Here is a 22,219-nt window from a genome sequence, read left to right on the forward strand (position 1 = left end):
AAAAAAAGAAAATTACCGCTCGGATGCTGCTGGATGTTACTGAATGTGTGAGTCTTAAGGGGAGAGAAAAGGGACATTTTTCCTCAATGGGTTGAGCGTAATTGCTTGCTGCAAGTGGCTTGGGGTGAAATGCGCATAACGCATGGTCATCTTAATGTCCGTATGCCCCAGTATATCTTTAAGCACCAGGATGTTTCCTCCGTTCATCATAAAGTGACTGGCAAAAGTGTGACGCAGCACGTGAGTTAGCTGGCCCGGTGGTAGCTCAATTCCTGCCCGTTCTAACGCTGAGCGAAAAGCATAATAGCAGGGCGAAAATAATGCCCCATTCTTTTTAGGTAGTTCTGCCAATAGCTTTGCATCGACAGGAATTGATCTATTTCTTTTACCCTTTGTTTTAACAAAGGTAATTTTTCCTGCTGCTACCTGAGAGCGTTTGAGGGATTCCGCTTCGCTCCAGCGTGCGCCAGTAGCCAGGCAAACTTTGACCACCATTTCTAAATCTGGCGCAGAGCTTTGGCGGCATTCAGTCAGCAGGCTATCTATCTGTTCTCGCGTCAAAAAAGCCATTTCACTTTCATCCGTGCGGAACTGGCGCACGTTCTCCAGCGGGTTGGGCGGTGACCATTCGCCCAGTCTTTTGAGTTCATTAAACACTGCTAAAAAATAAGCGTGTTCCAGGTTCATTGTACGCGGCGAAACTTTGCTAATACGCGTTGTCCTGGCGAAATGGCCATCTAACCTTTTTGCACGGTAAGCTGTAAAAAGTTGCGCAGTAAACTCACTAGCCAGCGGGTGTCCCATGCACTCGGCAGCCCAAAGCATCGCTTTTTTGCGCTTCTCTCCATCCCGCAAAATTATACCGTGCCGGTCATACCAAAAATGCATTAAATCAGACAGGCGGCGCTTAGCTTTTCCGTCACCCGGCCAGGGAGCATCCTCAATCTTTTGTCGTGAGTCATTTTCAGAGGCCAGCGCTTCACCTTTGGTGGCGAATTTTTGCGTCTTCGCTTTTCGCTGTTGCTGTTACCACGGTTAACAGCATAAAAATCGGCTATCCACTGGCCGTTATTCAGTTTTCTAACCGCCATATCATTGGATGGTCAGAATCACTCGCCCAATGACCTTGATGTCATCAATTCCACAATCAAATGCCATGCCAACGCCGCTAACGCGAACTTTCTTTACTGGGATCCGGGTTAGCGTGCGGATGCTTGCTTTGCCTTCAATTTCCACCAGCCAGGCATCGTCATAAATTTCACTGAAATCCTGCTCGATAATGTACTGGACTATCCCTTCGATAATACAGGTGGGATTGGCTGGCAGGGGCTTGCCCTGAAGGAATGAAACCTTATCCAGCATAAATGTCCCTGCTTCATACAGTTGGCCATCAACGATTTTTTGGCGCGGCATTTTTAAAATGTCTAATTCTTCATCTTCAAATTTTGTGCCTTGCCCGGTAGCCAGCCATTCCAGAGATGCTCCCGTTTCCGCTGCACACCTGACAACCATATCGGCAGGAAACGTCCCACGGCGATATCTGCCGGAAAGGCTACTTGAAGCCATATCAAAATGCTCAGCCAGTGCAAGTTTGGATGTGAAGCCATACGCCTCAACTATGCGATCCAAAACTTTTTCACTGGAATCTGCCTTTTCAAAAGGAAACTTAGGCATGGTTTTTCTCTCGCTTTTTGAGAAATGCTATTGCAATGTTTCGTTTTACGAGATAGCATTGCTTATAATGTTTCATTATACGAATTTTGATGATTTTAACCCTGTATTTACCGTACAGGATAACCGCTGGAGTTTGCCTTATGCGTCCTGATATTACAATTGTCATCCCCGAAACTTCCTTTCCCTTAGATAAGTATTGCTGCCGTACCGGAACCAACAAGGACATAGATAACCTTTTGATTAAAATGATAAAAGTAGGTGTTGGGCCTAAAGGGAGGCCAAAGAAAGGGATTATTGAAGTCACCATGGCTGCGCTAACAGTCATGACTTTAAGAGCCTGTAATATTTCGCTTAATGCGTAATTCAGCTGACTGACTTCGGTGAGACTAACTATGTTTGATTATCAACGGTCTAAACATCCTCATTTTGAAACAGACTGCCGTGCATTTGCTCAGGCTCACAACCGCGCAGAAGTGGCTAATGCTGTTGGTATGCACCCGTGGTGGCAGCGTCTGCTAAAAGTTATCGGGGGACGCTATGGCAGATAACAAAACCTGGCTGGAGCGGATCCGCAAACAGCTGGATGCCAGCCATTCTGCAGCTGCTGATTACTGGAATTCACTTTTGCCAGAATGGCGTGGCGTCGTACTGCACGCTGCATCTATCCATAACACCGGCACCTTTAAACCTTACCTGGCTAACTACAGCTGGAATGAGCTGTATGCGCATATCGGATGCCGGGGAATGACTCTGTTGCGTACCGGCATTATCCGGGCACGAAACATGCTGAATGAGTTTGGTCCGCTAGGGCGTAGTGAATTTACCCGCCGTACCGCGAGCCGCCAGGAACCTTCTCGCCCAAATATCACACCGGGACAGGAGATGGTAATTGCACCGGCATTACTGGTGCAGCTGGAACAACAGCTGGCGAACAAACAAAGCAAAAGGGAGGCAGGGCAGTGAAACAAATCTCAGTACCAACAACCGGATTGCGTGAAGACTTTAATAACTGGCGCGTGCCGGCCGATTATGTTGATGCCTTTTTAGGGAAATGCGACGGCAGGGATGGGTGTGTAACCCTGCGTCCATTCGCTTTTAACGATACGGAACATCTGACGAATCAGCGCCACTGGCTGGCAGCTAACGCTGCGTTCTGGTGCCGTGCCTGCCGTGAAGCGGAAACTGGCTGTGAGCAAGCAGAAACGCTGGCATCTGTCCGGGCCGTTTTAAACCTCGCACTTTAATCCATTAACCCCTGAAATTTTGCTGGTCACCTTTACCGTGGCCGGGCTTTCTGCACCCTGGAGATAGCAAATCATGCATATGACTCGTCAGGATATACCCAAAAACTCTGCAGACGTTGACCTGTTGGCGCTGATCTTTTGGCTACAGGCAATTCGCAGTGAGTGAAATTCAGTACCCTGCTGGCCACTATCACACAGTCGATGCCTGGCGGCGTGAACATTTTGCGTCTGACGTTCCGCGTGATGTTACGCTCATCGAGCGCCGCCTGTGGCACGTAAATCCGGCAGATCACAGCTGGCGCGAAAAATATTTGCACGAAATGCCCAACTGGTTAGCCGGATATTTTGCTAACCGCTATGAGCAGCTTTTCAATAATCCCCATAATGGCCGCCGCCTCGCCAATACGTTTTTGCGCCAGACGCTTGGGCAGAACGTATTACCGCGCCTGAAGATGGTGAAGAAAAAATATACGTTACCTTCATCGGCAGCGCATGAGTTGCCATTCATTAAACAACTGGAATGTCTGCCAACGCTGGGCCACCTCAAAATTCGCGATTTGGCGTACCGCGTTGCGTCGTTCCTTTCTTATAGCCTGGTTGAATTTACTGCCGCCGTTTCCATGCCTGCTGATTCTGATGAAACGACGGTAACCATAACGGCATATCGTTATCTTGCTGAGCTGGCCGCGCTGACCGGCACTACACCCCCATACTGGGCCAGATTCCATGCTGAAGACGGTGTATTGCCACTGCGCCAGGCACAATCCGGCCTACTGCGTATGATGGCCCCAGAGTGGTGGCGTGGACGCCTGAAAAGGATGCGTGACCTGCAGCGGGAGCATATGGCCATCGCTGTAGGGCAGGTACAGAAATCAGCATCGGCGTATGTTTCACGCAGTACGCTGGGCGAATGGGTAGAGCAGAAAAAACGTAACCGGGAGTTTTTCAAACGCTTTGACCTGATAAACGATGAAGGTTACCGCATTGCGTTGGAAGAGGTGGTGAACCACAGCAACGCTAATCCGGCAATACGCCGTTGTGAACTGATGGTACGTATGCGTGGCTTCGAGGATATTGCCAGCGAAACCGGCTGCGTGGGGGATTTTTACACCATCACCGCCCCATCAAAATATCATGCCGTTCACAGTAGAGGCGGCTTTGTTTCACAGTGGAACGGGGCCAGCCCGGGCGATACACAGCGCTATCTGTGCAAGGTCTGGTCTAAAATCCGTGCCAGGCTTTCTCGTGAAGATATGCACGTTTTCGGCTTTCGTGTCGTTGAGCCACACCATGACGGGACGCCACACTGGCATATGCTGCTGTTTATGCGCCCGGAGCATCTCGAGCGCGTGCGCGAAATTATTCGTGATTATGCGTATCAGGAAGACAGCGACGAGCTCACCACCGACAAGGCCCGCAAAGCCCGCTTTCATGCCGAAGCCATCGATCCGGCCAAGGGCAGCGCTACGGCCTACATCGCCAAGTACATTTCAAAGAACATCGACGGCTATGCGCTGGATGGCGAAATAGATGACGAAACCGGGGAGAGCCTGCGTGATATGGCCAAAGCCGTTTGCGCGTGGGCGTCCCGCTGGCGCATCCGCCAGTTTCAGCAGATCGGCGGCGCACCTGTTACTGTCTGGCGTGAGCTGCGCCGACTGCGTGATAAGCAGCTGCCTGACCCGAAGATGGACGCCGTGCTGGCCGCTGCGGATACCGGCTGCTGGGCATCCTATACGCAGGCGCAGGGTGGCCCGCTGGTATCCCGTGAAGATCTGGTGATCCGCCTTTGCTATGAAATCACTGAGCAGGGCAACGAGTACGCGGAGGACGTGCAGCGCATTCAGGGTATCTATTCACCGCAAATCCGTGGCTCTGAAATTCCCACGCGGCTGGTTAAGTGGGAAAAGGTCGCCAAAGCCGAAGCGTCAGCGGAGGCAGGTTTTTCTGGCGGCTCTGCCGCCCCTTGGAGTTCTGTCAATAACTGTACGCACGCGCAGCGTCACCGTTTGACGGGGGCATTGCAAAGACGAGGAGTCGCCGGTTCGGACAGAGATATTGCCGTGCTGATGCGCGGAGGTAGACTGTTAATAAGCGGTCGTAACTATCTTATTTACCGCAACGGGCGATTAACGGAAAGGATAAGTTGCACCATTAACGCGCGATACAGCTGTGATGAAGAGCAAGGCTCGCTAATATAAGCAGGAAAAATATTCCCCCGCTTGAGTAAATATGTATACTGTATTAATATACAGTACATGATGGAGGTTGCACATGCCGGATATGTTCCAGGAAGTGATAGTGGCTCAGCGGATGGAGTTGCTGCTGAAGCTTATTAACAAAGCGGGTTGCGATAATGAAAAAGAAATGGCGCTGGCCTTTGAATGGCTTTTTGAATTGATGGTGGACCATACGGAATCTTTAGCTTATAAAGAAGTTCATTCCTCTGTCGCTGGAACTTAGGCTTGTTTTTTCAAAAGCTCCATTAATTTTTGCCGGTCGTCATTATCAATATTTGACACCAGGCTTTTCAGCATATCATCTTTGTTTTTGGCGCTTGGGCTGATCGTATGGGAAAAGGTGACATTCATGACGAATGTATGGCCGCATTCATAATCAGTACAGGCGCAGTAAAGATCGGATAATTCCCGATGGTGACGAACTGTTTTTTTAATTATTGATTTTTCGCCGCAGGCAGGACATTCGATTCGCATAACGCGCATGATTTTTCTCCCTAATTAAGATAGCGTTATTTTACCCTGTTGCTGGCTATTATTCACTAATTCTCTGCTTATGATAAAAATAAAATGACATAAATTTTCTTGCTTGAGAGCGCTGAAAAAGGTTTTTCACTTTCTGCGTTGGCAGCCTGTTTTGGCAGTCTGCGCATCGTTCAGTGTCTTACTTATAGAAATGGCAGTGGTCTTATTCTGCCGGAAAAGATCATCGGTAGTCGGTTCTCCGGGTCTGGATAAATGACCATCCAGAGATTTATTCGCCAAGTTAATCAAGTGGTTGTTTATATTAGAGCATCAGTCAGGCGTATGCGGCCATCCATCCACGGCGTTAGCGGCGTCTCAGGTTTGCCGCCAGCGCTGCGACAAACCTCACGTGGCGCGTTCGGCGCTGAGGAAGCTCAGTAGCCACCCGTAATAAACCTGTTTTATATTCTTCACTCTCCCCGGGTAGAAATTTATATCAGCATGACCTCTTCCCATGCATCAATCTATATCAGCACAATCCCTTTCCGCTATAGCGTGCGATGTTTTATCACGCTGGCGCTTAATGTGACCGTTTTTATAAGAACTTTTATCGATGTTGCGTCATCGCTTTTTGTAATGCGGAGCAATTTATCCGTTTCATTCCCCTTTCGCTATAAAGCCATACCAATGATATCTTTCCTCGCACAGCTCCAGGGTGCGATTTTTATCATCGAAATAAGATTTCTTCATCACTAATGGTCATCGGGATATTTTATTTTCGGCATTCTTCGGTAATGCGTCATATCCGAATCGCGCTGGATGCGGTGCGGTAGGAAATTAGCGATACTACACATGCAGCAGGAAAGGAGGCCGTAATAGCTGTTCGCGCCGCCCGATAACTCTCATTTCCTTACATTAAGGGAAAGAAGTGGGCGACTACCTGAACAGGCGATAAGGAATATCTATCGCTGCGGAAATAAGCTTAGCCAAATGGCGCTGGCAACGAAGACATGAAATATCTGAACTTGCTATAGCCAATGAATAAAAGCTGAGCTGAAAAAAGCGGTAATAAGGATGACCTGGTTCATTAACCAAATTAATTGAGGCAGGCGCAGGGATGCCATTTTACAGAGCATTTGTACTCAGTTAACGCCAGGAGGATTGAATGAGCCCGTTGGAAAGCCTGACGGCCTTTATCACCGATGCGCTGTCGGCAAGCCTGATGGAAGGCTTCAGTAGCCGGATGGAAAGCATGAAACCGATCGCCGCACAGCGCGACATGGGATTGGGACAGTATCGGCTCGCCATTATCCGCTATGACGTCACGCTGAGCTGGGCACGTTTTCCGTACCGGGAACAGGATCCGAAACTTCTGATGGCTCTGCTTCTGGCCTGGCTAAATCAGGAAGATCGCAGCCTGTATGAGGAGATCGGCATCGATACGGAGCTGCCCGTTTTCACCGTTTCCATGAACGACGACGGTACCGCGGCCATCGTGGCAAAGCTTCCGCTAGTGGAAGCGTTGGATTTGGCGCCGGACGGAAAGGGGCCGATTCCTTTCGATGGTCAGCGCTGGAGGCTGGAGGACGCGCAGATATGGATCGCGGAAGAGGCAGAAGTGACGTCGTCGGTCAGGCCGTAATACCCAGCGTGGCAGGGGAAGAAACAGCAGGAATTTCAGGGAAAACGGGCGTAGCCATACGGCGGTTTTCCTGAAAAGCAGGGAAGTTTTAACAAGGCGTCTGTCCGTCGGCAGCAGCTGACGGCGCAGACTGGGATGTTGATGTAGGAGATGTAAAGGAAAAATTATGACGTGGCCTTCTGTACAGATTAACCAGATTAATCAGCTTCAGGGCGAAACTGATGAAATTGAGCGCGTTCTGCTGTTTGTCGGAACTGGCGGTAAAAACGCCGGGAAAGTATTGCCTGTCAACACGCAAACCGATTTTAACGCCCTGCTCGGCGAGGGCGACAGCACGCTGAAAAGCATGCTGAACGCGGCGATGCTTAACGCCGGGCAAAACTGGAGCGCCTATGTGCGCGTGTTAGGCACCACCGAAACCGGCGATGGCGACAATAAAACTGTGGAAACGGAATCCTGGGCGCAGGCCGTTCGTGACGCGCAGACCGTTGCCTCCGTGGAAGGGGTAGTGCTGACCGACGCTATTGCGAATAAAGCCGCGATCAACGAAGCCGCCGTGCTGCGTGACGAGCTGCTTGCTAAGTTTGGCCGCCGCGTCTGGTTCATCCTGGCGGTGCAGGAGCCGCAGCAGGGCGAAGCCTGGGCGGATTACGTAGAGCGTCTATCGGCGCTACAGGAAAGCATCGCCGCGTCATCGGTGCAGCTGGTGCCGCGCCTGTTCGGCAATGAGCCGGGCGTGCTGGCCGGTCGACTCTGTAATCGTGCGGTCACCATCGCCGATAGTCCTTGTCGCGTGGCGACGGGTGCGCTACAGGCGCTGGGCCGCGACGATCTGCCAGTCGACGGCAACGGCACGGTATTGGATCTGGCGACGCTGCAAGCGCTGGAGGCGAAACGTTACAGCGTGCCGATGTGGTATCCCGACTATGACGGCTTTTACTGGGCCGACGGTCGCACGCTGGATGTGGAAGGCGGCGACTATCAGGTGATCGAGTATGTGCGCATCGTCGATAAAGTCGCGCGTCGCGTCAGGCTGCAGGCTATCGCGAAGATCGGCGATCGTTCACTGAACAGCACGCCAGGCAGCATCGCCGCGCATCAGTCGCTGTTCGCCAAAACGCTGCGCGAAATGGCGCGCGCCGGGCAGATTAACGGCGTCACCTTCTCTGGCGAAGTCAAACCGCCGCAGGATGACGATGTGACCATCAGCTGGCAGTCGAAAGAAAAAGTCGCGATTTATATCGTGGTGCGTCCTTATGAATGTCCAAAAGACATCACTGTCAGCCTGCTGCTTGATGCCAGCCTTACGGAGAGCAATTAACCATGGCGAAAAGAATTTCCGGTCAGTCCGTTGACGTCCGTTTCGATGGCGACCTTATCCATATGGAGAAAATCTCCCTGGATATTACCGACAACACCGCCGCCGCGCAGTCTCGCGGCGTGCCGGACGGTTGGGTGTCGGGCGATGTCTCCGCCGAGGGTGAAGTGGAGCTGAGCAGCAAAGCGTTTCAGCAGCTGACGGCGGTGGCGCGCCGTGCCGGCAGCTGGCGCGGTATCGAACCGGTCGACATCATGTTCTACGGCAGCGCGGGTAATGAAGAGCTGAAAATCGAAGCGTTCGGCTGCAAGTTCTCAGTCAGCAACCTGCTTGACAACGATCCTAAAGGCGGCGCGGTGCTGACCCATAAGATCAAGTTTGTAGTGACCAGCCCTGATTTTGTGCGCATCAACGGCATTCCTTATCTGTCCGACGATGACGTGCGCGACCTGATCGGATAAACGCATGATGCAGGAGCATGAAAAGAGCTTTTATATGCTGGTGCTGATGGGAGGCGTAATCGCCTTGGGGAAACTTTTGGCAGAGGGCGGCCCGATTACCTCGCGGGTGGTCTTCGGTCGCGTGATCCTGGGCAGCGCGCTGACCGTCGCGGCGGGAGCGGTGCTCTATTTCGTGCCGGAGCTGCCGATGCTGGCGGTGCTGGGCATTGGTTCGGCGATGGGCATCGCCGGCCAGCAGGGCGTTGAAGTCTGGCTGCGCCGCCGCATCGGCATCACGAAAGGGAATGACCAATGACCTTAAGCGAAAAACAGGCGCGCTTTGCAGTGATGAGCGCGCAGTTGATCCTCTGGGCACAGGCGCACGGCTACTGCCTGACCTACGGTGAGGCGTACCGCACACCGCAGCAGGCGGCACTGAATGCGAAAAGTGGCGCAGGCATCAGCAACAGCCTGCATACGCAGCGGCTGGCGGTCGACTTTAATCTGCTGGTAAACGGGGAGTACAAGACCCGCACGGAAGATTATCTGCCGCTGGGCGAATACTGGGAGTCGCTGGGAGGCAGCTGGGGCGGGCGCTTTGTCTCAAACCCGGACGGCAATCACTTCAGCCTGGAGCATAACGGGGTGCGCTGATGCGTTATCTGTGGCCGCTCGCCGTCATCGCCGCATTCGCTGCTGGCTGGAAAATATCTGGCTGGCAGCGCGACAGTACGGCGCTGGTGATTGAACAGGCGGCGCAGCGTGCCGGAAATAACGCGCTGCAGCAAATGCAAAACGCCTCCGGCCGGAATGCCAGAGCATTGGAAGAAAAGCTGGAGGCGTTGAAAAATGCCACGCCAAAAACGATCCATACCGATATCGTTAAGCCGGTATTTACTCACGTGTGCGTGTCTGATGATTTTATCCGGATGTACAACGCCACTGCAGAAAATACCGAACGTGCCTTATCAGGAAAACCTGAAAACAAAATGTCCGGTAAATATCCCGCGCCTTAACGGCGCAACCGGAAAAGTATTAGCAGAGCAGTTAATTAACTGGATGCAGCTCTATTCAGAATGCGCCGCGCGCCATAACGCGCTGGTAGATGAAATTAATCAACGTAAAGGAATATAACATGGCTAAAGCTGTACAAATCAAAATGAACGTGGCGGGCAAAGAACTGGTATTTGAGCCTAATACCATCGCCTATAATAAATTTATCAATGAAATGTCGATGGACAATAAAATTTCTCCTGCAAACAACTACCTGCGCCGCATTGTTACCGTCGAATGCAAAGAGGTGCTGGACGAACTGCTGGAGATGCCTGGTGCGGCGCTGCAAATTGTGGATGTAGTGAACACGCAATATGTACCCAAGCTGGAAATTGATTTAAAAAACTGACGGCGCGGGTACGCGCTATCGAGAATAACGGGCTGGAGCAATATCTGATATTACGGCGTCATTATTTGCCCCATGAAAATGACGATCCGGAAAATCTGGCCCGTGCCATATGGCTTGATAATCGTCACTGGGAAAATCAACGCGTCGCCGTGGCAAACGGAATTGCGTTGGCATTTAAAGGCGAGTAACGAAACAGATGGATTTGACATTAAGCCTGATTGAAAAAATAACGAGATCTTTTAAAAAGTCTCAGGAAGCGTTAGTGGTGTTTAAGGACAAAGGCCGAGAGGCCTTTTCCCAAATTAAAAACGGCGTTGACGACCTGAAGGGACTCGGCAGCGGTCTCCAGAGCGCGCTGGCACCGGCGATCCAGATGTTTAACGCGATGGAGGACGCCTCGACGCACGGCGTCAGCAACAACGCGCTGGCGCTGATATCGCAGCAGGCGCTGGATTTCTCCATGAAATACGGTACCGCCGCCGATGAGTATGTGAAGTCGTCGGCGCAGATCCGCACCGCAATCGACGGGCTGGACGACGGCGGGCTGGCGAAAGTGACTAACGTCGCCAGTTTAATGAATAAGGCGCTGGGTGCTACAACGGAAGAGACCACTAATTTCTATCGGCAGATGTTCAGCAATTTTCGCGCTGAGGCTGACATCGTCGGTCATGCACAGTTTGCCGAGCAGCTGGCCGGAAAAATGGCCTATATGCGCGGAGCTTTCGACGTCGGGCTGAATGACATCACCGCGATGATGAAGGGCGCGCAAAGCGCAGGAAGCAACTTTGGCATCAGCCTTAACGAGCAACTGGCGGTGATAGGTGATCTCTACTCTTCGCTGGGCGCAGGATCGGGCAGCGCCTATCAGGACTTTTTATCCAACGCGGCGAAGGGGGCGGAAAAGCTGGGACTCTCGTTTACCGATGCCAACGGCAGCCTGCTGTCGATGCCACAGATGCTGCAAGCGCTGCAGGATAAATATGGCGCGTCCATCGACGGCAATCTGAAAGCGCAGTTAGAGCTGGATGCGGCGTTCGGCAGCGGCGCAGGCGTCATAAAGCAGCTTTATGGGCATGTCGACGCGCTACAGGGACATATTAATGCGCTGGGCAGCAGCAAGGGAATGGCGCAGCTGCAGAGTATGGCGGAGAAACTGACCAGCCCCTGGGAGCGTTTATCTGCGATCTGGAATGTGATTAGCATCGCGGTGGGACTGACGATGCTGCCGGTGCTTTATCAACTTCTGAATACGCTGGTGGACAGCGGGCAGCAGATGGCTGACTGGATGAAAATGTTCCCGATTATCGCTCAGTTGGTGGGCTATGCAGCGCTGGCTGTGACGGCGTTTATGGCGGTCGGCTCGGCGGTGAATATCGTGATGGGTGCCGGTCGGCTGGTCATACTGGGTGTTCAGGCCGCCTGGTGGGCGTTGACCGCCGTCACCAAAATCTACACCGGCGCGATATGGCTGGCGCAGAAAGCGATGATGATATGGAACGTGACGTTACGTGCTATACGCGGCGTGCTGCTGGCGGTGCGCATCGCCGCCGTGCTGGCCGGCGTGTCGATCAACTTTATGTCGTGGCCTATCCTGCTGATCATCGGCGCTGTCGCTCTGCTGGCTGCGGGTTTTTACCTGCTGATCACCCACTGGAACGACATCAAAGCTGCGGTAATGAACACTTCCGCGTTCCAGTATCTGATGAGCTACATCAGCTACCTCGGTAATGTATTCACGACCATCTGGAGCGGTATTGCCGCTGGCTGGCAGTGGTTGTGTCAGCAGTTTCAGGGCGTTTCACCGCTGCAGGGCCTGACGGATATCGCCTCCAGCATCGGCACCTTGTTCAGCAAACTGTGGGACACGATAAAGAATACGTTTAGCAGCACTTACAACTGGATCGTAGACAAGCTCAACGTGCTGCCCGGCATCAATATTAAGGCGACGGCGATCCCGAATAGCCCGCCGCCGTCACCTCCGCCGCCGCCGCCAACAGCGCTGACGGGCGGACAGGTAGCCAGCGTCGGTAGCGGTGGGGGAATAAACCCTAACAACAGCTATCCAGGCGTAACGGACAACAGCAGACATATCGGCAGCGTGACCATTTATGTAAATAACGGCATGACGCCGGGGCAGCTAAGGGAATGGCAGGAGCTACAGGCATGACGGAGCCACTGTATATCGATTTATTGATCACCGAAGGTGATTTCACGCTCAACGCCGGCGCGGAGCCGGTGCTGTGCAATAACCGCGTGAGCATTGGGCAGGACATTGTTCACGCACTGATTGAAAGCGGGCTGGCTACGCGGCTGGTCGCCGAGCGCAGCCCGGTGTTGCGCGCCGATGTTATCACGCAAATGGTGCTGCTGGTGGAGGACGATGAACGCATTATTCCGGGCACGGTTTCGATTACCGAAGAATCGCCCACAAGATTATGGATCACGGCTGAGACCTGGGATTTTGGCCGCATTTCGCTGGGAGTGGATATATGACTGAGCGTCCTGTCGTCGATTTTGAAAAAGTGCTGGCCGACAACGGCATGCCGGTGACCGAAGCGGCGATCGCCGCAGAGTTTCAGGCGGTAGTGAAGGCCGAAGGGCTGATTACCAACACCTCGCGCATGTCGCCGTTCTGGCGATTGATCTCGACCACCGTCACCACGCCGGTGCTGTGGATCAAAGAGGCGCTGGTGAATGGTGTGCTGGCCAACACCTTTGTTGCCACCGCCAGCGGACAAATGCTGCGGCTACTGGCATGGGGCGTCAACCTGACGGCCAAGCCCGCGGTAAAAGCCAGCGGTGCGATCCGTTTTTACAAAACAGATGCGAAGCAGGCGGTAACGGTGAACGCCGGCACGCTGATTCAGACGGAGCGCATCAATGGCGTGGTTTACGTGCTGAGCGTGACGGCGGACACCACTATCCCGGCGGGTGCGGCTGACGCGCTGGTTCCCGTCGAGGCGGAGCACGCGGGCGGCGCCTGGAACCTGGCTCCGGGCTATTACCGTATTTTGCCGGTTGCCGTGGCGGGCATCTCTCATGCCGTTAATGAGGACGACTGGCTGCTGTCCCCGGGCGCTGACGAGGAATCGGATAATGAACTGCGCGAGCGCATCCGCAATCAGTTCAATCTGACCGGCAACTACCATACCGATGCGGTATACCGCTCGATGATCGCCGCCGTCGCCGGACTGAGTATCGACCGCATTTACTTCAGGCATGACGCGCCGCGCGGTCCCGGCACCGCTAATGCTTACATTTTGCTCGACAGCGGCGAGGCGTCGCAGCCGTTTGTCGAGGCGGTGAACCGCTACATCAACGATGAGGGCCACCACGGTCACGGCGATGATATGCAGTGCTTCGCTATGCCAGAAACGCTGCATGACCTGACCATCACGGCTTACGTAGTTAACCCGGATAACCTGAGCGATGACGAACGGCGTGCGCTTGCCGGTGGCATTGAAAATCTGGTGCGCAGCGCCTTCCGCGAGAATGGTGACTATGACGTTACGCGCACCTGGCCGCACAGTCGCTTCTCCTTCTCCCGTCTGGGGCAAGAGTTGCACGCTGCGTTCCCGGGTATCGATTCGCTAGCGTTCTCGCTACCGGACATCATCAGTGAACTGAACGTGCCGCGTCTGAAATCGCTGACGGTGGAGATTAAAGATGCCTGACTTTCAGAAACTGACGCTGCCCTCCTGGATGGACAAGGGCGAGCCGGCCAAACTGCTGCGCGCCTGCACGACGTTCTGGCAGCGCGTGTTGAACTGGGCGAACTGGCCGCTGAAGCAGCTCAACCCACTGACCTGCGCGGAGCCGCTGCTTAATCTGCTGGCCTATGAGCGCGATATTACGCGTTTCAACGGCGAGCCGTTGAGCCTGTATCGCAAACGCGTGGCTTACGCCTTCGTCAATGCGCGCGACGCGGGCTCGGTGGCCGGATTTATCAGCATTTTCGAACGGCTGGGTATCGGCTATGTGGAGCTGCTGGAGCGGCAGGAGGGCATCGACTGGGACGTTATCCTGGTTCGCGTCACAGATAACCAGGTTTCATCAAACGCCCAGCTGCTGCTGGAAATCATCAGGCAGTACGGGCGAACCTGTCGCCGTTACCAGTTTGAGGTGATGACGGTAGACGGGCTGGCGCTGCGGGCGGGCTGGAATCAGGGAGAGTACGTCTGCTATCCAGCAAGGCTGGCTGAAGCGGACGTTAGCACGGTATTTGGGGCAAAAATTTAAGGACAAAGAATGAGTCAGACAGTAATCACAACAGCATTTGAGCAGTGGAAAGCGCAGCAGGCCGTTAATGGCGGGGCGGTGGGGCTGGATGAGTTTGTTTTCGCCAACGTGCCGGACCTTGATACCGATGCGCCGATTGACCGCGCTGAAGATCTGCCGGATAAGGCGCAGATTGTGCATCGTCAGGCGGTTAGCCGCACGGGCGTAGTGAATGAAAATGCCGTGGTCTATTCAGTGGTATTGGGCGCGGAAACCGGTGATTTCTCTTTTAACTGGATCGGTCTGATGAACAAGGCCAGCGGCACGCTGGCGATGATTGTTCATGCTCCGCTGCAGCAGAAGATCAAAACCACGGCGGGACAGCAGGGCAACGTACTGACGCGTTCGTTTCTGATGGAGTTCAACGGCGCGCAGACGGAGACGGCAATCAGTACGCCCGCCGAGACGTGGCAGATCGATTTCACTGCACGCATGATGGGCATGGACGAACGCCAGCGGCTGGAGAATATCGATATTTACGGCCCCGGAGCCTTTTTCGGCAACGGCTGGCTGGTGGGCAAAACAGGCACGCAGTATTTCGTGACCAAAGGCGCGGGGTATGTGGCGGGCCTGCGGGCGGAGCTGGCGACGAACCAGAATATTACCGTTACCACCAAGCCGGTTAAAGTCTGGCTGGATGTCTGCTGGCGCGGCACGCTGACCAGTGCATGGACGGTTGAGCAAAAAGTCACGGTAGCCGCCAGCCTGTCAGACTATGAGCAGAACGGTGTTAAGCATTATGTTTTTGCGCTGGCCAGCATTGACGAAAATGGCGTTATCACTGACCTGCGGCCTAAAGGGGCACTGTCTGAGCAGCAAGCCAGCAGTGATTACATGCGCAAGGATAAAAACCTGCAGGACGTGGCTAATATTCCCGCAGCACGTAAGGTGCTGGACGTATACAGCAAAGCTGAAGCTGTACCGGCAACGCGCAAAATTAACGGCAAGGCATTAAGTGGTGATATTACCATTTCGGCCACTGATGCGGCTGCAATTCCTGACGGCGGCAATCTTGGCACAATTAATATCAATACTCTAACCGGTACTAAATTCGGCCGGTACGTACAGCCAGTCAGTGCTAACGCAACGGAGGCTAACGGCTATCCGCCGCAGGCAGGCGTCGCCGGTGCGCTGGATGTTATTCAGAATGCTGCAAATGGTTTTGAAGGCTGTACGCAAGAATTCCGGCCGTATAATTCTAATGTGTGCTATCGCCGCTTTTACAATGCTGCTAATAAAAGCTGGTCAGCGTGGCTGTTTGATATAAGCAGTGCAGGAGGGCAGGTTACTGGAGAATTAATGATAAATAACCCAGGGCTGGCACTGAGGTTAATAGCGCCAAAAGGTCGTGGAGTATATATACAGGCGAGAGATACGGATAATAACCCGCGATGGTATATTGGGGCAGGATCTGACAATAATGATGGATGTGCATTTCAGAATTATAAATACGATACAAATATCGTTTTAAGTAGCGTTATTACCTGTAACAAATCGGTAAATATTTCGGGTGCTGTAACACCTACTTCATATGTGAATTTTGATGCCCGCTATCAGGCGAAAGGCAATTATACACCCGCAGGCCAGGCATATACAAAAGCCGAAAGCGACGCGCGTTATAACTTAAAAAACAGTATCAGTATCAAAACCGCGAGTCGGCTTGTAACAAAGGACAGCACTACTGGTGTGATGGAGGTTGTTATGAGTGGCATAAGCGTTGGGAATAGGGTAAATGCCAATGTAACTTTCCCAGTGGCTTTCCCAAATGCTTGTGCAGGTGTAGTAATTTCTTATAACGGCGCAGGGCATGGAAATGATTCAGATTCAGCTATCTATGTTCCTTCATATAGCAAAACTGGATGTATTTTATATGCAAATAATGCAAACGGTATTTTTACGCTAATAGCTAAGGGGTACTGATGAATAATTATTTATACAGCGCTACTACAGGTGGTTTTTATCTAAAAGAGATGATCGATGTTTATAAAGATTCAGGCGATGGCTTACCTGATGATGTGATTGAAATCACAAGTGAAGACCAGCAAAAATTAATGGACGGTCAGAGTGAAGGAAAAGTTATTGTAGCAGATGATAATGGCTATCCTGTTTTGCGTGAACGTCCTGCGCCAACCCGCGAAGAAGAAGAAAAGGTTGCTCAGTTGGAAAAGGTGAACTCTATGAAGGTCGCGACAGACATCATAAATACGCTGCAGGATGCAGTAGAACTCGGCATGGCTACCGATGACGAGGCCGCTCTACTGACAGCTTGGAAAAAATACCGCGTGATGTTAAACCGGGTCGATACCAGCACAGCGCCAGATATCGAGTGGCCAGAGGCACCGGACGATGTGGCGTAAGGCAAAGATAGCTTTTACGGATGAAATGGCCGCGCTGAGCTGCTCAATCGTTCCGGCGCATCCGTGGATTTATGGGCTGGGCCAGTCTGCTGAAACCGGCGTTTACCTCAGTCCGCAGAACGCCGTAAATTATCTGGCCGGTAAGCTGTCCGGCCAGGCAGACTCTGCTGATGTGGTTGTTTTCATGGTGAGCGCTGATACGCAGTCGGAGTTTATGAGCAATCTGGATGCGCTGACTTCCGTGTTTCCGGTCCCGGCATTTACGCAGGTCAGGCGACAGGCCCAGGCGGCGGCGGAGCTGGCCGTTACGCGGATGCAGATCCCGGCAAAGGCGGCAAACGAACTGCCCGCCGCGCAGCCGCTGTCTGTATCAACCAGCCGTCAGGCGTTGAACGCAGCTCGGATTACAGCGGCGAAAGCAGAAGCGGGCGCGGGGGCCAGTCTGGCAGGCATGGCTGATGCGCTGACCAGCTTCAGCAAGGCTCGGGATACGGCGCTGGCCAGCATTAATGAAGCCCTGAACGAACTGAAAGGTAAAAGCGCGGATGCATGGGTTTTTACCGGCACCGGCAGTCTCAACACAACAGCCTCGGAGATGCTGCGGGATATTCCAGCGACATCCTCTGTTTACTGCGTGGCGATGATGTTCGTGGGTGAACTGGACGCATTAAGGACGATGATTTATGACGCAGATAATTACGCTGGCGCTTGATGGCGAAGCGGTGCCGCTCAAAGATATGAAAGTTACGGTTACCATGCAGTATCAGGAAAAAGACCAGTCCGGGCAGTCATCCAGCACCGCCCGTTCCGAGCAGGGCATCAAAGCGAAAGAGCTGCGTATCAGCGGGCTGGTGCCGTTCAGCAAGCCTGAAGTGCTGAGCCGGATTTTTGAGCTGGGGTCCGCGACCACTGACAGCGGAAAACTGAAGGTCTACCGTGTGGCTAATATGACCGCCACCGCCGTTAATCTTCGTGAGGCGACTTTCAGCGGCCAGATCGAAGCACCCCAGCAGGACGGGAAAATGGCCTGGACGGTTTCTTTCACGCTGCGCGAATACGTCAGCGTGCCGGAGAAAAAACAGGCCCGCGCCAACAGCAAACAGACGGCAAAGGCCCAGGGTCAAAACGGCAAGGCACAGGTAATCGACGGCGAAGGGGAAAAAGAGCGGACCTCATGGTTTGAGCGCAAGGTACTGCAGCCTATTGATATCGCATTAGGCAACACGGGGGACAGCGATGCGGTCAGTTAAACGTCTCTTTTTATCGATGGACGAAGTGCATCTTGCAGACCTGCAGCTGGTGCTGGAGCTGAGCGCCTGTGGGCGTGGCTTTATTACCGCGCAGACTGAAACGGACTATACCGGCAAGGTAGTGCGCATCGACGTCGGGTATTCCGACCAGCTGTACCGCTGGTTTACCGGTTATGTGGAACGAACGCAGCCGGCAGAAAACGGCTGTCAGCGCCTGTTTGTGCGTGAACTGGTCGGTATCTTTGACAAGCCGTGGCCGTGCAGCTTCCAGCATCCCACGCTGCGTACCATTACCGACTGGCTGACGGAGCAAAGCGGGCTGACCTTTACCCTGGCGGATGATGCTGCGTATGCCGATAAACCGATCCCGCATTTTACGCACAGCGGAACCGGCTACCAGCTGCTGGCCGCATTAGGTCCGTCGTTCGGCATTGATGACTGTATCTGGTATCAGTTGCCCGGTGGCGACGTATTTGTGGGCAGCGCAGCGCACGGCATGTTTGCCGGTAAGCCGGTGACCATCCCTGCCGAGTTCAGCCAGGGTGTGGCGGCAGGTGATTCTGTGACGCTGCCGCTGGTGCCGTCCCTGCGTCCGGGCGTGGAGGTGAACGAAAAACGCGTGCGCCAGATCCGTCTGCATAATGATGAAATGACGCTGACGTGGGAAACTGTTGCCAGACCGTTTGAGATAAAAAGCCCGCTGGTCAGGCAGATTGAAAGCGCGTACCCGGAGTTGGCCAGCGGTCAGCATTTGCCGAAATTTGCCCGCGTTGAAGCGCCAGCGGAGAACGTGGCCAGCGGTAATATTGCCGATCCCTTTCGTCCGCGCTATGCCGTGGATTTGCAACTGCTAGATGCAGACGGCAAGCCCGCAGCTAATACGCCAGTTTATCCCGCTGTGCCGCTGCCAGTGCCGATGGCCGGTAATGAATCCGGCATGTTTCAGTTTCCGCCACCTGGAACGCTGGTTGAAGTGGCGTTTACGGACGGTCGCCCGGATAAGCCCTTTATCCGTCAGACGCTGGCGCAGGGGAACAGTCTGCCGGACATAAAGCCCGGCGAGCAGCTGCAACAGCAGCGTGAGGGTGTCTCACAACGCGTCACCGTCGCGGGGGACTGGGAGCGGCAGACAGACCAGACTATTCGTGAATTATCCATGAGCCGGGTTATCACCGCCGATGATGAAACCCGCATGCTGGTCGCACGTGAAACCACGGTTCAGGCTACGGATAAAACCACGGTACTGGGAACGGCCAGCCTGATGGCCGGGGCTGTCCAGCATATAGCCAGCGGGGATTATGCGCTGGCCAGCGGTGGTAATCTGGTGACCACTATTGCGAAGGATGCCAGCTTGCAGGCAGGCGGAAGCCTGACGGAAAAAATTGCGCAGCTGCGGCAGAGCATTGCAGGCACACGACAGGAGGTTATTGCGCCGGTGGTGTGGGTTGGCAGTCAGTCCATCAACGTTATGCAGCTGATGCTGGACACGCTGGACATAATCCAGCAGCTGGCGCAGCAGACGGCCAGCCATACGCACAGCGGCACGGGAGCGCCGCAGAACGCCAGCGCCATCAGCGCTACCGGCACCAGTGCCGCAGGACTCCAGACGAAATATAAACCCGTTATTGGGTAAGCTTGCCAATAATCAAATCGCTTTTCATCATGCCCGCATTGCGCGGGCTTTTTTATGCCCGTAAAACGTAGCCAGCGCTTCTGTGCGGGGCGCTTTTGCTTACAGGCGGCACGGCGTGGCATTAAATGGGTCGTATCGCTGTGGAATCACCAGCGCAGCGGCAGCGCCACGAAATCACGAAGGAGGTGACGAAAATGGCACTACACCGCACCCGCCTGCGGTTTTCGTGTTGAAAAGTTATTTCAGTTTTCTTTTTTTACAAACCATACTGCCAGTTCGCGTCGTAACCAGGCTTCCGCGTAAAAACCGCAACTGAAAAGGTTTTTTCAGTAAACCCGATCGAGCGAGGAGTACAGTGATGATTAAATTAATGATAAATCAATGAAAATATTTTGGGTGAATCTAAAGCATGTTTCTAACAGCGCTGGAAATTTGTAACATTATTGGCAGAGCGCGGCCTAAGCGCGTAGGATAAACTGAAGTTCGTTGTATGGCTTTAATGTTTTTATATGGTGTTGTCAAGATTCTTCTTTATAAGCGCAGAGTGAATTTTGCAGCAGAAGATTATCGAACTCTTAGAGTTGTTGAATATATTTGTAATACGTTATTATTAACTTTAACGAAGTCTTATTTAGAAATGACAAATCACAAAATGATAGCCGAAAAATATTGTTCAAAATGCAATAAAAAAAGGAGTCTGTTGGAAAGGGTGACAGATACAGATCGAGATATGTGCGAAACCTGTTATCGAGTGTTTGTTAATGATATTAAAGAAAAATCTGATAAGGGCAATCATAGGTTTAAACAATGACGGAAATGGTTGACGCTTCTATTATTATCCCTGCCTATAATGCGCAGGAACACATCAAAACTGTCCTTGATTCCCTTCTTAAAGAAACTTCAAACAGTTTTGAAATCATCGTCGTGAATGATGGTTCTACTGATGATACGGCTGCTGTTCTTGCAACGTTTAACGATTCTCGTCTAAGGGTAATAACTCAAGAAAACATGGGGGTATATGCAGCCCGTAACGCGGCATTGTCGGTACATCGTGGCCGCTGGGTAATGTTTCTTGATGCCGATGATTCAGTTTCTCCTGATTTTATTGCTAACCGACTGAGGATCGCTGAACAGTCGGGAGCAGACGTTGTAATATTTAATGCTCTTCGCTCAGGAGGAGATATTACTAAAGCCAGGGCTGTTCATACCAGACAACCTTATAATACTATCATCAGTGGGACTTACTGGATTAATCACTCAGTTGATTGCCGGGAATGGCCACACTATCTCTGGCTGCAGACAATCAGCTCTGAGTTTATCCGCAAACATGGCCTGAAGTTTCAGACCGGCAGAAGCCATAAAGATATCCTTTGGACAGCAGAATTAGCAACTCACGGCGGCAGTTTCCTAATCCGTCCGGAGAAAGATTACATATATCATTTTAATCCTGCCTCTATAACAAATCGTAATGATTATCATGACTTCAGGGCAATAAGTTATATCGACGTAGTCTCATCTTTCCTTGAACTAGCCAACCGGCCTGAGAATCAAACAGTCAAATCAGCATTGATTCGGCATAGCCTCAACGAGTGCCGCCATTTTTTTGGCTTGTATAAACGTAAAGTACTAGACAGAAAAGGTCTGAAAGAACAGTTTCGAAAACGCATATCGCTACTGACCATAGCGCAAGGTATACGTACTCCTCGTGATTTGTTTTTCTTTCTTAAGTTGGCTCGTCAGCTATTAATCTCAATATAAAACAGCTAGTTAAACACCGAACAGCATAAGATTGTTTTAGTACATAGCTAAACTTGAATAGTAACATTTGACATTTTGGGAGGGCAGAAAGAGGCGATTGGCTTTGGAACAAAAAAGCCACTCCGAAGAGTGGCTCTAGGTTGCTGATTTAACAGCTAAAATTTGGTGGCCCCTGCTGGACTTGAACCAGCGACCAAGCGATTATGAGTCCCAATCTGAGGCGAATAAAATCAGTAACTTACTGATTTTTAAGTTTTCCTGAAGCCGAATAGTGATAGAAAGTATTGAATAGCGTTTCGCTCTGCTGCCACTTTGCTGCCAATCAATGGTGAATTCTCAATCCTCTATTTTTCTTTTTCTGCAAACAATAAAAGAACAAAAGATAAGGTTGAAGAGCAGGTTTGAGCGAGGAGCAGACGTTAACCAAATTTTCTTACCAATCAGTTAATGTTACACTTAACGGCCGAGAGTTGGATTTACTGGCTCTAGGATAATGGACTGAAGAAGATCGAGTGGTTCTT

The 22,219-nt window shown here is 52.3% G+C and carries 27 protein-coding genes, 1 tRNA gene and 2 pseudogenes; 26 read left to right on the forward strand and 4 right to left on the reverse strand.

Annotation, left to right across the window (positions count from 1 at the left end):
* Positions 1-54: 54 nt before the first annotated feature.
* Positions 55-1,091: pseudogene (locus ACQE3Z_RS08720) on the reverse strand (phage integrase).
* Between the two features lies 1 nt (position 1,092).
* Positions 1,093-1,674, reverse strand: a complete 582-nt coding sequence (locus tag ACQE3Z_RS08725; protein WP_426973349.1) for a phage repressor protein CI — start codon at positions 1,672-1,674, stop codon at positions 1,093-1,095.
* Positions 1,675-1,814: 140 nt separating this feature from the next.
* On the opposite strand from ACQE3Z_RS08725, the gene ACQE3Z_RS08730 reads away from it, so the two are divergent.
* From ACQE3Z_RS08730 to ACQE3Z_RS08755, 6 genes and pseudogenes are all read left to right on the forward strand, one after another.
* Positions 1,815-2,036, forward strand: coding sequence for a regulator (locus ACQE3Z_RS08730; RefSeq protein WP_426973351.1), 222 nt, complete (start codon positions 1,815-1,817; stop codon positions 2,034-2,036).
* Positions 2,037-2,066: 30 nt separating this feature from the next.
* Positions 2,067-2,171 (forward strand): annotated as a pseudogene (locus ACQE3Z_RS08735) (phage regulatory CII family protein); the annotation flags it as partial.
* Between the two features lie 40 nt (positions 2,172-2,211).
* Positions 2,212-2,637 (forward strand): hypothetical protein, encoded by a 426-nt coding sequence (locus ACQE3Z_RS08740; protein ID WP_426973353.1) that lies wholly within the window; start codon positions 2,212-2,214, stop codon positions 2,635-2,637.
* A complete protein-coding gene (locus ACQE3Z_RS08745; protein WP_426973355.1) occupies positions 2,634-2,918 on the forward strand; it encodes a hypothetical protein in 285 nt (94 codons plus the stop codon). The genes ACQE3Z_RS08740 and ACQE3Z_RS08745 overlap by 4 nt, the downstream gene beginning before the upstream one ends.
* Before the next feature lie 158 nt (positions 2,919-3,076).
* A complete protein-coding gene (locus ACQE3Z_RS08750; RefSeq protein WP_426973356.1) occupies positions 3,077-5,119 on the forward strand; it encodes a replication endonuclease in 2,043 nt (680 codons plus the stop codon).
* Between the two features lie 73 nt (positions 5,120-5,192).
* Entirely contained in the window at positions 5,193-5,381 is a 189-nt protein-coding gene (locus ACQE3Z_RS08755) for a hypothetical protein (protein ID WP_426973357.1), read from the forward strand.
* On the opposite strand, the gene ACQE3Z_RS08760 is transcribed toward ACQE3Z_RS08755, so the two are convergent.
* Positions 5,378-5,641, reverse strand: coding sequence for an ogr/Delta-like zinc finger family protein (locus ACQE3Z_RS08760; protein ID WP_426973358.1), 264 nt, complete (start codon positions 5,639-5,641; stop codon positions 5,378-5,380). The genes ACQE3Z_RS08755 and ACQE3Z_RS08760 overlap by 4 nt on opposite strands.
* Before the next feature lie 1,144 nt (positions 5,642-6,785).
* Between ACQE3Z_RS08760 and ACQE3Z_RS08765 the strand changes: the two genes are divergently transcribed.
* From ACQE3Z_RS08765 to ACQE3Z_RS08860, 20 genes are all read left to right on the forward strand, one after another.
* On the forward strand, positions 6,786-7,262 hold the full coding sequence (locus tag ACQE3Z_RS08765) for a phage tail protein (RefSeq protein WP_426973359.1): 477 nt from the start codon (positions 6,786-6,788) through the stop codon (positions 7,260-7,262).
* Between the two features lie 166 nt (positions 7,263-7,428).
* Positions 7,429-8,583 carry a DUF2586 domain-containing protein gene (locus tag ACQE3Z_RS08770; protein ID WP_426973361.1) on the forward strand — a complete coding sequence of 385 codons (1,155 nt, stop codon included), beginning with the start codon at positions 7,429-7,431 and terminating at the stop codon, positions 8,581-8,583.
* A 2-nt stretch (positions 8,584-8,585) separates the two neighbouring features.
* Positions 8,586-9,041, forward strand: coding sequence for a phage protein (locus ACQE3Z_RS08775; RefSeq protein ID WP_426973362.1), 456 nt, complete (start codon positions 8,586-8,588; stop codon positions 9,039-9,041).
* A gap of 4 nt (positions 9,042-9,045) precedes the next feature.
* Positions 9,046-9,336: a holin gene (locus tag ACQE3Z_RS08780; RefSeq protein WP_426973363.1), complete on the forward strand. Its 291-nt coding sequence runs from the start codon at positions 9,046-9,048 to the stop codon at positions 9,334-9,336.
* Positions 9,333-9,674 (forward strand): M15 family metallopeptidase, encoded by a 342-nt coding sequence (locus ACQE3Z_RS08785; protein ID WP_426973365.1) that lies wholly within the window; start codon positions 9,333-9,335, stop codon positions 9,672-9,674. The genes ACQE3Z_RS08780 and ACQE3Z_RS08785 overlap by 4 nt, the downstream gene beginning before the upstream one ends.
* Positions 9,674-10,036 (forward strand): hypothetical protein, encoded by a 363-nt coding sequence (locus tag ACQE3Z_RS08790; protein ID WP_426973366.1) that lies wholly within the window; start codon positions 9,674-9,676, stop codon positions 10,034-10,036. Before ACQE3Z_RS08785 ends, ACQE3Z_RS08790 begins: the two co-directional genes overlap by 1 nt.
* A complete protein-coding gene (locus ACQE3Z_RS08795; protein ID WP_426973368.1) occupies positions 9,981-10,154 on the forward strand; it encodes a hypothetical protein in 174 nt (57 codons plus the stop codon). The genes ACQE3Z_RS08790 and ACQE3Z_RS08795 overlap by 56 nt, the downstream gene beginning before the upstream one ends.
* A gap of 1 nt (position 10,155) precedes the next feature.
* Entirely contained in the window at positions 10,156-10,422 is a 267-nt protein-coding gene (locus ACQE3Z_RS08800) for a putative phage tail assembly chaperone (protein ID WP_426973369.1), read from the forward strand.
* Positions 10,423-10,469: 47 nt separating this feature from the next.
* A complete protein-coding gene (locus ACQE3Z_RS08805) occupies positions 10,470-10,610 on the forward strand; it encodes a DUF6890 family protein (RefSeq protein ID WP_426973740.1) in 141 nt (46 codons plus the stop codon).
* A gap of 74 nt (positions 10,611-10,684) precedes the next feature.
* On the forward strand, positions 10,685-12,589 hold the full coding sequence (locus tag ACQE3Z_RS08810; RefSeq protein ID WP_426973370.1) for a phage tail tape measure protein: 1,905 nt from the start codon (positions 10,685-10,687) through the stop codon (positions 12,587-12,589).
* Entirely contained in the window at positions 12,586-12,915 is a 330-nt protein-coding gene (locus ACQE3Z_RS08815; protein WP_426973371.1) for a DUF2590 family protein, read from the forward strand. The genes ACQE3Z_RS08810 and ACQE3Z_RS08815 overlap by 4 nt, the downstream gene beginning before the upstream one ends.
* Positions 12,912-14,096: a baseplate J/gp47 family protein gene (locus tag ACQE3Z_RS08820; RefSeq protein WP_426973373.1), complete on the forward strand. Its 1,185-nt coding sequence runs from the start codon at positions 12,912-12,914 to the stop codon at positions 14,094-14,096. The genes ACQE3Z_RS08815 and ACQE3Z_RS08820 overlap by 4 nt, the downstream gene beginning before the upstream one ends.
* The gene (locus tag ACQE3Z_RS08825; protein ID WP_426973374.1) at positions 14,089-14,661 is read left to right on the forward strand and encodes a phage tail protein; all 573 of its coding nucleotides are present in this window, start codon (positions 14,089-14,091) and stop codon (positions 14,659-14,661) included. Before ACQE3Z_RS08820 ends, ACQE3Z_RS08825 begins: the two co-directional genes overlap by 8 nt.
* A 9-nt stretch (positions 14,662-14,670) precedes the next feature.
* Positions 14,671-16,620, forward strand: a complete 1,950-nt coding sequence (locus ACQE3Z_RS08830) for a phage tail protein (protein ID WP_426973375.1) — start codon at positions 14,671-14,673, stop codon at positions 16,618-16,620.
* The gene (locus ACQE3Z_RS08835; RefSeq protein ID WP_426973376.1) at positions 16,620-17,057 is read left to right on the forward strand and encodes a tail fiber assembly protein; all 438 of its coding nucleotides are present in this window, start codon (positions 16,620-16,622) and stop codon (positions 17,055-17,057) included. The genes ACQE3Z_RS08830 and ACQE3Z_RS08835 overlap by 1 nt, the downstream gene beginning before the upstream one ends.
* The gene (locus ACQE3Z_RS08840; RefSeq protein WP_426973378.1) at positions 17,047-17,769 is read left to right on the forward strand and encodes a hypothetical protein; all 723 of its coding nucleotides are present in this window, start codon (positions 17,047-17,049) and stop codon (positions 17,767-17,769) included. Before ACQE3Z_RS08835 ends, ACQE3Z_RS08840 begins: the two co-directional genes overlap by 11 nt.
* Positions 17,741-18,307 carry a hypothetical protein gene (locus ACQE3Z_RS08845; RefSeq protein ID WP_426973379.1) on the forward strand — a complete coding sequence of 189 codons (567 nt, stop codon included), beginning with the start codon at positions 17,741-17,743 and terminating at the stop codon, positions 18,305-18,307. The genes ACQE3Z_RS08840 and ACQE3Z_RS08845 overlap by 29 nt, the downstream gene beginning before the upstream one ends.
* Positions 18,294-19,940, forward strand: coding sequence for a hypothetical protein (locus ACQE3Z_RS08850; RefSeq protein ID WP_426973381.1), 1,647 nt, complete (start codon positions 18,294-18,296; stop codon positions 19,938-19,940). The genes ACQE3Z_RS08845 and ACQE3Z_RS08850 overlap by 14 nt, the downstream gene beginning before the upstream one ends.
* A gap of 490 nt (positions 19,941-20,430) precedes the next feature.
* Complete coding sequence (locus ACQE3Z_RS08855; RefSeq protein WP_426973382.1) at positions 20,431-20,751, forward strand: hypothetical protein; 321 nt, start codon at positions 20,431-20,433, stop codon at positions 20,749-20,751.
* Positions 20,748-21,698 carry a glycosyltransferase gene (locus tag ACQE3Z_RS08860; protein WP_426973384.1) on the forward strand — a complete coding sequence of 317 codons (951 nt, stop codon included), beginning with the start codon at positions 20,748-20,750 and terminating at the stop codon, positions 21,696-21,698. Before ACQE3Z_RS08855 ends, ACQE3Z_RS08860 begins: the two co-directional genes overlap by 4 nt.
* A 163-nt stretch (positions 21,699-21,861) precedes the next feature.
* On the opposite strand, the gene ACQE3Z_RS08865 is transcribed toward ACQE3Z_RS08860, so the two are convergent.
* Positions 21,862-21,946: transfer RNA gene (locus tag ACQE3Z_RS08865), tRNA-Ile, on the reverse strand.
* Between the last annotated feature and the right edge of the window lie 273 nt (positions 21,947-22,219).

The sequence above is a fragment of the Pantoea sp. FN0307 genome (genome assembly GCF_050113815.1).
GTDB lineage: Bacteria > Pseudomonadota > Gammaproteobacteria > Enterobacterales > Enterobacteriaceae > Mixta > Mixta alhagi.

What these genes read in the sequence shown, in the direction of transcription:
- ACQE3Z_RS08725 (WP_426973349.1), bottom strand. Translation starts at nt 1,674, where the DNA reads ATGCCTAAGTTTCCTTTTGAAAAGGCAGATTCCAGTGAAAAAGTTTTG.
- ACQE3Z_RS08730 (WP_426973351.1), top strand. Translation starts at nt 1,815, where the DNA reads ATGCGTCCTGATATTACAATTGTCATCCCCGAAACTTCCTTTCCCTTA.
- ACQE3Z_RS08740 (WP_426973353.1), top strand. Translation starts at nt 2,212, where the DNA reads ATGGCAGATAACAAAACCTGGCTGGAGCGGATCCGCAAACAGCTGGAT.
- ACQE3Z_RS08755 (WP_426973357.1), top strand. Translation starts at nt 5,193, where the DNA reads ATGCCGGATATGTTCCAGGAAGTGATAGTGGCTCAGCGGATGGAGTTG.
- ACQE3Z_RS08760 (WP_426973358.1), bottom strand. Translation starts at nt 5,641, where the DNA reads ATGCGCGTTATGCGAATCGAATGTCCTGCCTGCGGCGAAAAATCAATA.
- ACQE3Z_RS08765 (WP_426973359.1), top strand. Translation starts at nt 6,786, where the DNA reads ATGAGCCCGTTGGAAAGCCTGACGGCCTTTATCACCGATGCGCTGTCG.
- ACQE3Z_RS08770 (WP_426973361.1), top strand. Translation starts at nt 7,429, where the DNA reads ATGACGTGGCCTTCTGTACAGATTAACCAGATTAATCAGCTTCAGGGC.
- ACQE3Z_RS08775 (WP_426973362.1), top strand. Translation starts at nt 8,586, where the DNA reads ATGGCGAAAAGAATTTCCGGTCAGTCCGTTGACGTCCGTTTCGATGGC.
- ACQE3Z_RS08780 (WP_426973363.1), top strand. Translation starts at nt 9,046, where the DNA reads ATGATGCAGGAGCATGAAAAGAGCTTTTATATGCTGGTGCTGATGGGA.
- ACQE3Z_RS08785 (WP_426973365.1), top strand. Translation starts at nt 9,333, where the DNA reads ATGACCTTAAGCGAAAAACAGGCGCGCTTTGCAGTGATGAGCGCGCAG.
- ACQE3Z_RS08790 (WP_426973366.1), top strand. Translation starts at nt 9,674, where the DNA reads ATGCGTTATCTGTGGCCGCTCGCCGTCATCGCCGCATTCGCTGCTGGC.
- ACQE3Z_RS08800 (WP_426973369.1), top strand. Translation starts at nt 10,156, where the DNA reads ATGGCTAAAGCTGTACAAATCAAAATGAACGTGGCGGGCAAAGAACTG.
- ACQE3Z_RS08815 (WP_426973371.1), top strand. Translation starts at nt 12,586, where the DNA reads ATGACGGAGCCACTGTATATCGATTTATTGATCACCGAAGGTGATTTC.
- ACQE3Z_RS08820 (WP_426973373.1), top strand. Translation starts at nt 12,912, where the DNA reads ATGACTGAGCGTCCTGTCGTCGATTTTGAAAAAGTGCTGGCCGACAAC.
- ACQE3Z_RS08825 (WP_426973374.1), top strand. Translation starts at nt 14,089, where the DNA reads ATGCCTGACTTTCAGAAACTGACGCTGCCCTCCTGGATGGACAAGGGC.
- ACQE3Z_RS08830 (WP_426973375.1), top strand. Translation starts at nt 14,671, where the DNA reads ATGAGTCAGACAGTAATCACAACAGCATTTGAGCAGTGGAAAGCGCAG.
- ACQE3Z_RS08835 (WP_426973376.1), top strand. Translation starts at nt 16,620, where the DNA reads ATGAATAATTATTTATACAGCGCTACTACAGGTGGTTTTTATCTAAAA.
- ACQE3Z_RS08840 (WP_426973378.1), top strand. Translation starts at nt 17,047, where the DNA reads ATGTGGCGTAAGGCAAAGATAGCTTTTACGGATGAAATGGCCGCGCTG.
- ACQE3Z_RS08845 (WP_426973379.1), top strand. Translation starts at nt 17,741, where the DNA reads ATGACGCAGATAATTACGCTGGCGCTTGATGGCGAAGCGGTGCCGCTC.
- ACQE3Z_RS08850 (WP_426973381.1), top strand. Translation starts at nt 18,294, where the DNA reads ATGCGGTCAGTTAAACGTCTCTTTTTATCGATGGACGAAGTGCATCTT.
- ACQE3Z_RS08855 (WP_426973382.1), top strand. Translation starts at nt 20,431, where the DNA reads ATGGCTTTAATGTTTTTATATGGTGTTGTCAAGATTCTTCTTTATAAG.
- ACQE3Z_RS08860 (WP_426973384.1), top strand. Translation starts at nt 20,748, where the DNA reads ATGACGGAAATGGTTGACGCTTCTATTATTATCCCTGCCTATAATGCG.